Below are 13249 nucleotides of genomic sequence, written 5' to 3'. Positions count from 1 at the left end.
TGACCCGGCCGGTCGTCCGTCTCGGATGGATGCGCCGGCCACGGTACGTCATACGAGGTTGGCACGGGGGCCATGCCTGACGCTACCGTCGTACAAACGGGGAGAGGACATGTCCTTCAGACCAGGGACCATTCGAAGTCCGTCCGCAGCGGAATGCATCGCGCCCGCACGCGCGGCGGGGTTGAGCCGGATCGAGCTCGACCCGCAACGGGATCGCCACGCGCGTGCCGCGCTGGAGGCATATGCCGATTCGGCGGCGGCCGAGATGCCGTGGCTGGCCGAATCGCTCGACGAACGGCTGCGCGGCGCCGCGCAGGACGATGGCGCGGGCCTCACGTATTGCGGCGCAACGATCGAGCGCGTGTTCGATCTCGCGCAGACGTGGGCGGCGAGCCAGCCCGACTACGCGGCGCCGGCGTGGGAGCGCGTGCGCGGCCAGCTGGAGCGGATGCTGGGGCAGCCGGAGGCGTTCCCGGTCGCGCGGCTGCGGCGACTGTCGACCGACGATCTGGCCGAGCCGAAGGCCGGCAAGGCGGGCTCCGACTAGGCGCGCAATCGCGCGACGGGAAGGATTATTCGAATAAAGGACCGTAGTCCGCGCAATTTCTTGGCGAATTTCATACTACTATGATGAAATCGCCGGTTCGTCCGTGCCCCGTTTTTGAGATATTTTCCCGGGGCGGCCGTGCCGCGCAGGTCGCGCGCTCGGCAAACGACGGCTCGCCGGCCGGTGTCGAAGGCCGCGCGCATGCTGCGCGGGGTGAGCGCGGGGAGCTGAACTGGACGAATCGTTTTCGATTTGCGGGGTGCTATGAGAATTGCTGTACTGGATGACGATCCGGCCCAGACGGATTTCGTCAGTCAAACGCTGACGGCCGCTGGCCACACATGCTATGCGTTCAAGGAAGGCAAGGCCCTGAAGAAGCGTCTGCAGCGCGAGACGTTCGATCTGCTCGTGCTCGACTGGAACGTGCCGGACATGTCCGGCGAGGAAGTGCTCAAGTGGGTGCGCGCGAACCAGACCGAGCACAGCCTGCCGATCATCTTCATGACGAGCCGCGACGACGAGGCGGGGATCACGCAGATCCTCAACGCCGGCGCCGACGATTACGTGGTCAAGCCCGTGTCGGGCCCGATCCTGCGCGCGCGCATCGGCTCGCTGCTGCGCCGCGCGTATCCGGTCAACGCTGAGGCGACCGTTCGCGAGTTCGACCAGTTCCGCTTCGACGTGAACCTGAAGCAGGCGTACGTCGGCGACAAGGCCGTGAGCCTCACGCAGAAGGAATTCGAACTCGCGCTGCTGCTGTTCCAGCACCTCGATCGACCGCTGTCGCGCGCGCATATTCTCGATCTCGTATGGAAGCAGGCGACCGACATTCCGTCGCGCACGATGGACACGCACATCTCGATGCTGCGCACGAAGCTCGGCCTGCGGCCGGAAAACGGCTATCGCCTCGCGCCGATCTACGGCTACGGCTACCGGCTCGAGCGGGTCGGCCAGGGAGAACCGGAGTGACCCAGCGAATCACGCAGCGCACGGCGCGCTTGCGCACGGTGGCACTGCATGCGGCGTGCGCGGTCGCGTTCGCGTTCGTGGCACAGCAGGCCGTCGCGCAGCCGCCTGCTGCCGTGGGCAAGACGGTCGTCTACCGCACGCAGGCCGGCGACACGTTGTACGACGTCGCCGCGCGCTACCTGCAGGGCCCGGACGACTGGCAGCTGCTGCAGCAGATCAACGGCGTGCCCGCGCCGAAGCGCCTGCAGCCGGGCATCGCGCTGAAGCTGCCCGTCGCGCGTCTGCGCAAGGAAAAGCTGACCGCGCGCGTCGTCGCGGTGCAGGGCACGGCCGAGCGCGCGTCCGGCAACGCGTACGCGCCGCTCGCGAGCGATGCGACGCTCACCGAGGGCGACCGCGTGCGCACCGGCGCGAACGGCTTCCTGACGCTCGAACTGGCCGACGGCACGCACATGAGCCTGCCGCCCGACAGTCAGCTCGACCTGAAGACCTTGCGCCGCACCGTGCTGACCGGCGCGCTCGATCGCGTATTCGAACTCACGCGCGGCTCGGTCGACAGCGAGGTCACGCACCTGAAGAAACGCGACGACCGCTTCCAGATCCGCTCGCCGTCGGTCGTGGCCGGTGTGCGCGGCACGCGCTTCCGCGTGAACTACGACGCCGCCGGCAACGCGGCGACGCGCGTCGAGGTGCTCGACGGCACCGTCGGCGTCGCGGGCAAGCAGCAATCGGCCGATCCGACGCTCGTGCATGCGAACTTCGGCAGCGTCGCGACGTCGTCCGGCGCGGTCGGCGCACCGGTGCAGCTGCTGCCGGCGCCCGCGCTCACGCATCCCGACAAGGTGCAGGACGAGCCCGACCTCACGTTCGACATCGCGCCGCTCGAGCATGCGCACGCCTATCACCTGCAACTCGCGCGCGACGCGGGCATGCTGGAGCTGTTCAGCGAAACGCGCACCGTCTCGTCGCGCGCGGTGTTCCGCGAGGTGCCGAACGGTACGTATTTCGTCCGGATTGCCGCGATCGACGACAACGGCCTCGAGGGCATGCCGCACATTTACGCGTTCGAGCGGCGCCTGATGGGGCTCGACGCGACCGCGTCGCCCGGCCCGAACGGCTATGAGTTCCGCTGGTCGCCGAATGGCGCGAGCAAGGATGCGCGTTATCGATTCGTGTTGTCGCGCTCGAAGGACCTGAGCGCGCCGGTCGTCGACCAGATGGGCCTGCAGGCGCACCGGATCACGGTCGCGCACCTGCCGCCCGGCGACTACTACTGGGCGGTGACGGTCGAGGAGTTCGAAGGCGGCAAGTTCTATCAGAAGACGAGTCCGGTCAGCGCGTTCACGTTGTCGCGCTGACCCGCGGCGCATGAAAACCGACTCCGTTTCCCCGCGGCGGCGCCTCGGCCGCCGCTTCCTCATCGAGTGGATCGCGATCGGCTGCCTCGGGATCGCGGTGATCCTCGCATGCGCGTTCGGCCGGTTCTCGTCGAGCGTCGACGGGCTCATCTACGATCGGCTGCTGATGCTGCGCAGCCTGCCGTTGTCGCCCGATGTCGTCGTCGTCGACATCGACAACCAGAGCGTGTCCGCACTCGGCCGTTGGCCGTGGCCGCGCAGCGTGCACGCGCGGCTGCTCGACACGCTGGCGCGTGCGCAGCCGGCCGCGGTCGTCTACGACGTGCTGTTTACCGAGCCGTCGCCGGAGGATCGCGCGTTCGCGGACGCAATGACCCGTGTGCCGACCTTCCTGCCCGTCTTGCTGAGCCCCGAGCAGGCGGATGGCTCGCGCACCGTCGATCCGCCGGTGGCGGAGCTCTCGGCACGCACGATGGGGCTCGGCCACATCAATCTCGAAGTCGATCCCGACGGCATCGTGCGCAGCGTCGCGCTGTTCGAAAGCGACGGACGCGTGCGCTGGCCGCAACTGATGGTGCCCGTCTATCGTGCGATCCAGGCCGGCCGGCTGCATCCGGTCGGCGGTGTGCCCGGCGCGAATGCGCACGACCTGTCGCGCGACGCGAACGGCGAGGGCCGCTACCTGATCCCGTTCAGCCGCAACACGCCCGCTTATCCGACGGTGTCGTTCGACGACGTGCTCGAAGGGCGCGTGAAACCCGACGCGCTGCGCGGCAAGATCGTCGTCGTCGGCGTGACCGCATCGGGCCTCTTCGACCGCTTCGCGACCCCGGTGTCGGGGGACTTCGGCCCGCTCGCCGGCGTGTACATTCATGCGAACGTCCTCGACATGCTGGCCACCGGCAGCGCGATCCTGCCCGCGCCTCGCGACTGGCTCTTCGCCGCATCGCTGCTGCCGCTCGCCGTGCTGCTGGGCGGTTTCCTGATGCTGTCGCCGTGGCGCGCGCTGCTGTTGACGCTGAGCCTGGCAGCGCTGTCCGTCGTCGCGAGCCTGGCGCTGCTGTTCGAGGCGCGCGTGTGGCTGTCGCCCGCGCCGGCGATCTTCGGGCTGATCGCCGTCTACCCGATCTGGAACTGGCGGCGCCTGGAAATGACGATGTCGCACCTGCGCCGTGAGCTGCAGCGGCTGGCCGACGAGCCGCACCTGCTGCCCGAGGCGCCGCGCACGCGCAGCGTCGGCGGCGACGTGCTCGAACGGCAGATAGCGCTGATGGCGCAGGCCGCGCAACGCGTGCAGGACATGAAGCGCTTCGTGTGGGACAGCCTCGACAGCATGCCGGAGCCGATCTTCGTCACCGACCTGGCCGGGACCGTGCTGATCGCGAACCATGCGGCGAAGCGCTACGGGGCGCGCCTCGCGCTGCCGCTGCCGGAAGGGCGGCCGCTGCGCGCCGCGCTCGGCGAGTTGACCTTCATGAAGACCGTCGACGGCAACGCCGAACACGACGTGACGATCCGCGAACACTGGCCGGCCGCGCTCGACCCGACGCTCGGGGCCGAAGACGAAGCGATGGCGCGCGGCATCGAGGTGCGCGATCGCGACGGGCTCGACCATCTGTTACGCTACGCCCCGTGTACGAATGCGCAGGGCCATGTGACGGGCTGGATCGCCGGCCTCGTCGACGTAACCGAGCTGCACGCGGCCGAGCGGCAGCGCGAGGAGGCGCTGCACCTGCTGTCGCACGACATGCGCTCGCCGCAGTCGTCGATCCTCGCGCTTGTCGAGATCGAGCGCGATCGCGTCGAAACCGACGCGATGCGCGGGCTGCTCGCGCGGATCGAGCGGTATGCGCACCGTGCGCTGTCGCTCGCCGACGAGTTCGTGCAGCTGGCGCGCGCGGAGTCGCAGGCGTACCAGCTCGAACCGACCAGCCTCGTCGACGTGCTGATCGACGCGAGCGACGAAGTGTGGCCGCAGGCGCAGGCGAAGCGCATCCGCATCGAGACCGACGTCGGCACCGACATGTGCTGGGCGCGTGCCGACCGCTCGCTGATCACGCGTGCGTTCGTCAACCTGCTGAACAATGCGGTCAAATACAGTCCGTCCGACACGGTGATCACGTGTACGCTGACGGTCGAGCATGCATCGAAGCGGATGTTCTGTACGATTCGCGATCAGGGGTACGGCATCTCGCCGGAAGATCAGCGGCATCTGTTCGAGCGTTTCAAGCGATTCCATGCGGGCGAGCGGCCCGAAATCTCGGGCTCGGGGCTCGGCATGGCATTCGTGAAGACGGTCGTCACGCGCCACGGCGGCAGCGTGACGGTCGACAGCGAAGTGGGTGTCGGCACCGCGGTGACGGTGTCGCTGCCCGCGATCGACGAGCCGTCCGCCTGACAGGGCCGGGCACGACGGCAGGCATTTGGGGGAAGTCATGAGAAAGGAATGGGCAGCGACCGCGCTCGCGGTGACGCTGTTGACGGGTTGCGCCGGCGTCACGACCGGCGTGAGCGCGCTCGGGCAGCCGAACGCGTTCGAGTCCGGTTCGCACGACTACGAGCTCGTTCGCACGGCCGCTCAGGCCGACGATGCCGAATACCGGCAGATCGAGACGCTCGTGCGCGACGAGCTCGCGCACCGCGGCTTCGATGCGCAGCCTGGCCAGGCCGCGCGCTACCGGCTGTCGATCGCGTACGCGACGCAGCCGGCGTCGGTCGCGGCGACGGCCGACCAGTGCGGCGCGGCGAGCAGCGCGTGCGTGACCGTCGACGGGCCGGCGCCGTTCGCGCTCCCGTTCGCGGGCAGCGTGTATCGCCACGTGCTGACGCTGCGTTTCGTCGACGCGAAGTCGGGTGCCGACGTCTATCGCGTGTCGGCGTCGATGCGCGACCGCGATGCGGGCACGCAGCAGGCCGCGCCGACGCTCGTGAAGAGCGCGCTCGCGAAGCTGCCGTTCGAGCAGGGCGACGGCTGGCTCGTGAAGACGAAAAAAGACGACGCGGGCGCGATGCCGGGCGTCGTCTCGGTGAAGTCGGCCGCCGCGCGCTGACGCGCCGGCCGTGAGGTGGGGGCGGGCCCGCCGCGCAGGCGAGGCCGGCCCGTGCCGCGCTCAGGCAGACGGTTGCCCGTTGCCGCGCGTGCGCAGATACGCGTCGAACTCGGCGCCGACTTCCGGGTGGCGCAGCGCGAACTCGACCGTCGCCTTCAGGTAGCCGAGCTTGCTGCCGCAGTCGTAGCGCGTGCCCTGGTACTTGTAGGCCAGCACCTGTTCGTCGGCGAGCAGCGCCTGGATCGCGTCGGTGAGCTGCAGCTCACCACCCGCGCCCGGCTTCAGTGCGCGCAGATGTTCGAAGATCCGCGGCTTCAGGATGTAGCGGCCGACCACGCCGAGGTTCGACGGCGCGACTTCCGGCGCCGGCTTCTCGACGATCGCCGACATCTTGACGATCGATTCTTCCCACTCCTTGCCATCGACGATGCCGTACGACTTCGTCTCCGACGGCGGGATCTCCTCCACGCCGATCACCGAGCTGTGATAGTGGTCGAACACGTCGACCATCTGCTTCATCACGGGCGGGTTGCCGTCGAGCAGGTCGTCGGCGAGGATCACCGCGAACGGGTTGTCGGCGACGAGCTTCTCCGCGCACAGCACCGCATGGCCAAGGCCGAGCGCTTCCGGCTGGCGCACGTAGAAGCAGTCGACGTGGCTCGGCTTGATGCTGCGCACGAGCTCGAGCAGTTTCTCCTTGCCACGCGCCTCGAGTTCGGCCTCGACTTCGTACGACTTGTCGAAGTGGTCCTCGATCGCGCGCTTGCTGCGCCCGGTCACGAAGATCATTTCCGTGATGCCCGCGGCGATCGCTTCCTCGACGGCGTACTGGATCAGCGGCTTGTCGACGACGGGCAGCATTTCCTTCGGGCTCGCCTTCGTGGCCGGGAGGAACCGCGTGCCGAGACCGGCAACGGGGAATACCGCCTTGGTGACTTTCAACATGATCGAACCTTTATTCCTGTAATCGACTTGTCAGACAGTCTTATGTTCACGTTCCGATTATAGTGAACGCAAACGACCTTACCGTTTGTTACGCAGGCAACCGATCGAGCTGAGCGCGCAGTTTTTCCAGCGTGCTCTGGAATTCGGCGACACGCTTCTGCTCCTGTTCGACCACGGCCGGCGGCGCTTTCGCGACGAACGCCTCGTTGCCGAGCTTCGCGTTGCACTTCGCGATTTCGCCTGTCAGGCGCGCGATTTCCTTCGACAGGCGCTCGCGTTCGGCCGCGACGTCGATTTCCACTTTCAGTACCAGCTTGTTCGGGCCCACGATCGCGATCGGCGCGCCGTGCGCTGCCTGGTCGAGCGTCGCTTCGTCGGCCAGGATCTGCACTTCCGACAGGCGGGCGAGGGCCTGGACGTACGGCGCGAACGAGCGCAGGCGCTCGGCGTCGCCGGCCGCGAGCAGCGGCACCTTGGTCGCCGGCGACAGGTTCATCTCGCCGCGCAGGTTGCGGCACGCGTCGACGATCGCCTTCAGGTCGGCCGCCCATTGCTCCGACGCCTCGTCGATCTTCTGCAGGTTCGCGACCGGATACGCCTGCGTCATCAGCGACGCTTCGCCTTCGGCCTTGCCTTGCGGATAACGGCCGGCGAGCGGCGCGACCTTCTGCCAGAGCGCTTCGGTGATGAACGGGATGATCGGGTGCGCGAGGCGCAGCACCGTTTCCAGCACGCGCAGCAGCGTGCGGCGCGTCGCGCGCTGCTGTTCCGGCGTGCCGTTCTGGATCTGCACCTTCGCAAGTTCGAGGTACCAGTCGCAGTACTCGTCCCAAACGAACTTGTAGATGCTGGTGGCGATGTTGTCGAAGCGGTAATCGGCGAAGCCCTTCGCGATGTCGGCCTCGGTGCGCTGCAGGAGCGACACGATCCAGCGGTCGGCCGCCGAGAAGTCGAGGTAGCCGCCGGGGCCGCAGTCGCCCGCGCCGCACACTTCCGGCTTGTCGGCGCCGCAGTCGTGGCCCTCGCAGTTCATCAGCACGAAGCGCGTCGCGTTCCACAGCTTGTTGCAGAAGTTGCGATAGCCTTCGCAGCGCGCGAGGTCGAAGTTCACGTTACGGCCGAGCGTCGCCATCGACGCCATCGTGAAGCGCAGCGCGTCGGTGCCGAACGCGGCGATGCCGTCCGGGAACTCCTTGCGCGTCTTCTTCTCGATGGTGGCGGCCTGTTTCGGGTTCATCAGGCCCGTCGTGCGCTTCGCGACCAGCGTTTCGAGGTCGATGCCGTCGACGATGTCGATCGGGTCGAGCGTGTTGCCCTTGCTCTTCGACATCTTCTGGCCTTCCGCGTCGCGCACGAGGCCGTGCACGTAGACGGTGTGGAACGGCACCTTGCCGGTGAAGTGCGTCGTCATCATCACCATCCGGGCGACCCAGAAGAAGATGATGTCGAAGCCGGTGACGAGCACCGACGACGGCAGGAAGTGCTGCAGTTCAGGCGTGTCGTTCGGCCAGCCGAGCGACGAGAACGGCACGAGCGCCGACGAGAACCACGTGTCGAGCACGTCCTCGTCGCGCTTCAGCGCGCCGGCATAGCCCTTCGCGGCGGCCTGCGCGCGCGCTTCTTCCTCGTTGCGCGCGACGAACACCTCGCCGTTTTCGCCATACCATGCGGGAATCTGGTGCCCCCACCACAGCTGGCGCGAGATGCACCAGTCCTGGATGTTCTCGAGCCATTGATAGTAGGTGGTCGTCCAGTTTTCCGGCACGAACTTGATCTGGCCGTTGCGCACGACGTCGAGCGACGTTTCGGTGATCGACTTGCCCGGGTTGAACGTGCCTTCCGGTGCCGGCTTCGTCATCGCGACGAACCACTGGTCGGTCAGCATCGGCTCGATCACGACGCCGGTGCGGTCGCCGCGCGGCACCATCAGCTTGTGCGGCTTGACGGAGTCGAGGAAACCCTCCGCATCGAGATCGGCGACGATCGCCTTGCGGGCGTCGAAGCGGTCGAGGCCGCGATACTGCTCGGGGCCGTTGTCGTTGATCTTTGCGTCGAGCGTCAGGATCTCGATCGGCGCGAGGTTGTGGCGCAGGCCGACCTGGTAGTCGTTGAAGTCGTGCGCGGGCGTGACCTTCACGACGCCCGTGCCGAACTCGCGGTCGACGTAGTCGTCGGCGATCACCGGAATCTCGCGGCCCGTCAGCGGCAGCGTGACGAGCTTGCCGATCAGGTGCGCGTAGCGCTCGTCTTCCGGGTGGACCATCAGCGCGACGTCGCCGAGCATCGTTTCCGGGCGCGTGGTCGCGACGGTCAGCGACCCCGAACCGTCGACGAGCGGATAGCGGATGTGCCACAGGTGGCCGTTTTCCTCTTCGCTCGCGACCTCGAGATCCGACACCGCGGTGAGCAGCACCGGATCCCAGTTCACGAGGCGCTTGCCGCGGTAGATCAGGCCCTGTTCGTAGAGCGTGACGAACACGTCGCGCACGGCGGCCGACATCTTGTCGTCCATCGTGAAATATTCGCGCGACCAGTCGGTCGACGCGCCGAGACGGCGCACCTGGCCGGTGATCGTCGAACCGGACTGCTGCTTCCACTCCCACACGCGCTCGACGAACTTCTCGCGGCCGAGGTCATGGCGCGATACGCCCTGTGCATCGAGCTGGCGCTCGACGACGATCTGGGTCGCGATCCCCGCGTGGTCGGTGCCGGGCACCCACAGCGTGTTCTCGCCGAGCATCCGGTGGTAACGGGCGAGGCCGTCCATGATCGTCTGGTTGAACGCGTGGCCCATGTGCAACGTGCCGGTGACGTTCGGCGGCGGCAGCTGGATCGCGAAATCGGGGCGTGCCGGATCGAATGCCGGTGCGGCATAGCCGCGTTTTTCCCACTCCGGCCCCCATTGGGACTCGATGGTGTGGGGCTCGAAACTCTTCGCAAGCGTGCTGTCGCTCATGGTTGGAAATCTGCCGAAAAATGCGTGAATTGGATGCCGAATCTGACAATTATAAATGGATGCACATCGGCCAGCCATCGCTTGCCCGGGCGGGCAGGTCGCGGGGGCGCCGCAACGCGGGCGACGGCAGGCGTCGGAACGGATCGGAAACGGCATCGCGCGGCCGACTTATAATGGCGGGTCCGCATTTTTCTCGCACGTCCGCTGCCGCTCCATGCCCGATCTGCTCGCCAATCTGAACCCTGAACAATACGCCGCCGTCACGCTGCCGAACGAACCGGCGCTGATCCTCGCGGGGGCGGGCAGCGGCAAGACCCGCGTGCTGATCACGCGCATCGCGTGGCTGATCCAGCAGGGCTACGCGTCGCCGGCCACCGTGCTTGCCGTCACCTTCACGAACAAGGCCGCGCGCGAAATGATGGCGCGGCTGTCGGCGATGATGCCGATCGACACGCGCGGCATGTGGATCGGCACGTTCCACGGGCTGTGCAACCGGATGCTGCGCACGCACTGGCGCGACGCCGGCCTGCCGCAGACCTTCCAGATCCTCGACACGGCCGACCAGTTGTCGGCGATCAAGCGGCTGATGAAGGCGGCGAATGTCGACGACGAAAAATATCCGCCGAAGAACGTCCAGTACTTCATCAACAACGCGAAGGAGCAGGGGCTGCGTCCCGACAAGGTCGACGCGTCCGACAACTTCAACCGCAAGTTCGTCGAGCTCTACCAGGCGTACGACCAGCAATGCCAGCGCGAGGGTGTCGTCGACTTCCCCGAGCTGCTGCTGCGCTGCTACGAGCTGCTCGCGTACAACGCGCCGCTGCGCGCGCACTACCAGGCGCGCTTCAAGCACATTCTCGTCGACGAGTTCCAGGACACCAACAAGCTGCAGTACGCGTGGCTCAAGATGCTCGCGGGCGGCGAGAACGCGATCTTCGCGGTGGGCGACGACGACCAGTCGATCTACGCGTTCCGCGGTGCGAACGTCGGCAACATGCGCGACTTCGAAGACGAATTCCGCGTGCGCAACCTGATCAAGCTCGAGCAGAACTACCGGTCGCACGGCAACATCCTCGACGCGGCGAACCAGCTGATCTCGAACAACTCGCATCGCCTCGGCAAGAACCTGCGAACCGACGCCGGCCACGGCGAGCCCGTGCGCGTGTACGAGGCGAGCACCGATGCGCAGGAAGCCGGCTGGATCGTCGAGGAGATCCGCTCGCTGATCAACACCGGGATGTCGCGCAGCGAGGTTGCCGTGCTGTATCGCAGCAACGCGCAGTCGCGTGCGATCGAGCACACGCTGATGACGTCGGGCATCCCGTATCGCGTGTATGGCGGTCTGCGCTTCTTCGAGCGCCAGGAAGTGAAGCACGCGCTCGCGTACCTGCGCCTGATCGACAACCCGAACGACGACACCGCGTTCGTGCGCGTCGTGAATTTCCCGACGCGCGGGATCGGCGCGCGCTCGATCGAGCAGCTCGCGGACGCCGCGCGCCTGTACGACTGCTCGATGGCCGCGGCGATTCCGTACGTCACCGGCAAGGCCGGCACGAGCCTCGGCGCGTTCGCGAACCTCGTCGCGAAGATGCGCGCCGAGACGCAGCAGATGAGCCTGCCGGAGACGGTCGAATACGTCGTGCGCGCGAGTGGCCTCGCCGATTTCTACCAGGGCGAGCGCGAAGGCCAGGACCGCCTCGAGAACTTGCAGGAACTCGTGAACGCGGCCACCGCGTTCGTCAGCGAGGAAGGTTACGGGCTCGATGCGCCGGCCCGCTCGATTCCGCTGCGCGCGGGCGCGATCGCGGCGCCGGAGCTCGGCGTGGACGCGGACGATCCGACGGTCGACGTGCTCGATCCGGCGCCGCTCGGCGACCCCGCGCAGAACCCCGACACGATGACGCCGCTCGCGGGCTTCCTGTCGCACGCGTCGCTGGAAGCCGGCGACAACCAGGCGCAGGCCGGCCAGGACGCGGTGCAACTGATGACGGTGCACGCGGCGAAGGGTCTCGAATTCTCGGCCGTATTCATCACCGGCCTCGAGGAAGGGCTGTTCCCGCACGAGAACAGCGTGCTCGAATCGGACGGCCTCGAGGAAGAGCGGCGGCTGATGTACGTCGCGATCACGCGCGCGAAGGAGCGGCTCTACCTGTCGTTCGCGCAAAGCCGGATGCTGCACGGCCAGACGCGCTACAACGTGCGTTCGCGCTTTTTCGACGAATTGCCGGAGCACGTGCTGAAGTGGCTCACGCCGAAGGTCGAGGCGGGCTCGCGCTGGGGCGGCCGCTCGGACAACGCCGGCTGGGGGCGCGACTGGTTCGCGCGGCCGGGCGGCGGCAGTCGCGAACAGGTCGTCGACGCGGCGGTCTCCGCGCCGCTGCCGGCGTTCGCGGACAAGCAGCGCGCGGCCGACACCGGCTTCCGCATCGGCCAGCAGGTATTCCATACCAAGTTCGGCGAGGGGACGGTCACCGCGCTCGAAGGCAACGGCGCCGATGCGAAGGCGCAGGTGAAGTTCAAACGGCACGGCGAGAAGTGGCTCGCGCTGGCGGTCGCGAAACTGCAGGCGGTGGAATGATGGGCATCGACATGGCTGAAACGGTTTCGACGCGCCCGCTCGGCATTCTGGCCGCGCTGCCCGAGGAACTCGGCGACCTGATCGCCGCGATGCGTGACGAAGGCGCGATGAAGACGATCACGCTCGGCCGCCGCGATTATCACGTCGGCACCGTGCACGGGGCGGCCTGCGTCGTCACGCTCGCGCGGGTCGGCAAGGTGGCGGCCGCCGCGACGGTCAGCGCGCTGATTCACGTGTTCGGCGTGTCCGGCATCGTCTTCACCGGCGTCGCCGGCGGCGTGTCGCGCACGGTGCGCGTCGGCGACGTCGTCGTCGCCGATCTGCTGCTGCAGCACGATCTCGATGCGTCGCCGCTGTTTCCGCGCTACGAGGTGCCGCTGCTCGGCATCACGCGGTTCGCGACCGATGCGGCGCTGACGGCTCGTCTGAAGGCCGCATGCACGCTGTTCGTCGCCGAAGAGGGCGCGCGGTTCGCCGAGCGTTTCGGGCTGGCGGGTGCGACGTTGCACGGCGGGCTGATCATCAGCGGCGACCGCTTCGTGTCGAGCGAGCGGGAAGTCGTCGCGCTGCGCGACGCGCTGCCGGACGCGCTCGCGGTCGAGATGGAAGGCGCGGCGATCGCGCAGGTCTGCGCCGAGCACGACGTGCCGTTCGCCATCGTGCGCACGATCTCCGATACGGCCGACGATCATGCGACGCAGTCGTTCTCGCACTTCCTGTCGGCGATCGCGAGCAACTATTCGTCCGGCATCCTCAAGCGTTTCCTGACGCTGCATGCGACGACGGCGGCCTGAAGCCGCCGTCGTACTTTCCCTTCGAATCGGTCGACCGGCCGCGGCACACATG

General features: G+C 67.5%; 9 protein-coding genes. 7 read left to right on the top strand and 2 right to left on the bottom strand.

What is annotated here, in order from left to right; genetic code table 11:
• The first annotated feature begins 109 nt into the window (after positions 1–109).
• The 5 genes from WS45_RS01445 (at position 110) to WS45_RS01425 (ending at position 5924) form a co-directional block, all read left to right on the top strand.
• Complete coding sequence (locus WS45_RS01445; RefSeq protein WP_059697786.1) at positions 110–547, top strand: hypothetical protein; 438 nt, start codon at positions 110–112, stop codon at positions 545–547.
• A gap of 264 nt (positions 548–811) precedes the next feature.
• Positions 812–1516 carry a response regulator transcription factor gene (locus WS45_RS01440; RefSeq protein WP_006402120.1) on the top strand — a complete coding sequence of 235 codons (705 nt, stop codon included), beginning with the start codon at positions 812–814 and terminating at the stop codon, positions 1514–1516.
• Positions 1513–2874, top strand: a complete 1362-nt coding sequence (locus tag WS45_RS01435; RefSeq protein ID WP_059697784.1) for a FecR family protein — start codon at positions 1513–1515, stop codon at positions 2872–2874. Before WS45_RS01440 ends, WS45_RS01435 begins: the two co-directional genes overlap by 4 nt.
• A gap of 10 nt (positions 2875–2884) precedes the next feature.
• Positions 2885–5272: a CHASE2 domain-containing protein gene (locus tag WS45_RS01430; protein ID WP_059697782.1), complete on the top strand. Its 2388-nt coding sequence runs from the start codon at positions 2885–2887 to the stop codon at positions 5270–5272.
• Positions 5273–5309: 37 nt separating this feature from the next.
• A complete protein-coding gene (locus WS45_RS01425) occupies positions 5310–5924 on the top strand; it encodes a DUF4136 domain-containing protein (RefSeq protein ID WP_059524125.1) in 615 nt (204 codons plus the stop codon).
• A 60-nt stretch (positions 5925–5984) separates the two neighbouring features.
• Here the strand turns inward: WS45_RS01425 and galU are convergent, their stop codons facing one another.
• Both galU and WS45_RS01415 read right to left on the bottom strand, forming a co-directional pair.
• A complete protein-coding gene (galU, locus tag WS45_RS01420; RefSeq protein WP_059697780.1) occupies positions 5985–6869 on the bottom strand; it encodes a UTP--glucose-1-phosphate uridylyltransferase GalU in 885 nt (294 codons plus the stop codon).
• Positions 6870–6957: 88 nt separating this feature from the next.
• The gene (locus tag WS45_RS01415) at positions 6958–9825 is read right to left on the bottom strand and encodes a valine--tRNA ligase (RefSeq protein WP_059524130.1); all 2868 of its coding nucleotides are present in this window, start codon (positions 9823–9825) and stop codon (positions 6958–6960) included.
• Positions 9826–10039: 214 nt separating this feature from the next.
• On the opposite strand from WS45_RS01415, the gene WS45_RS01410 reads away from it, so the two are divergent.
• Positions 10040–12403, top strand: coding sequence for a UvrD-helicase domain-containing protein (locus WS45_RS01410; protein ID WP_059524132.1), 2364 nt, complete (start codon positions 10040–10042; stop codon positions 12401–12403).
• A complete protein-coding gene (locus tag WS45_RS01405) occupies positions 12400–13197 on the top strand; it encodes a 5'-methylthioadenosine/adenosylhomocysteine nucleosidase (protein WP_059690901.1) in 798 nt (265 codons plus the stop codon). Before WS45_RS01410 ends, WS45_RS01405 begins: the two co-directional genes overlap by 4 nt.
• The last annotated feature ends 52 nt before the right edge of the window (positions 13198–13249 follow it).

Origin of the sequence: Burkholderia sp. RF2-non_BP3 (genome assembly GCF_001522185.1) — a bacterium.
GTDB classification, from domain to species: Bacteria; Pseudomonadota; Gammaproteobacteria; order Burkholderiales; family Burkholderiaceae; genus Burkholderia; species Burkholderia diffusa.
The sequence above is the reverse complement of the archived record's forward strand: the minus strand, read 5'-3'. Positions and strand labels throughout refer to the sequence as shown.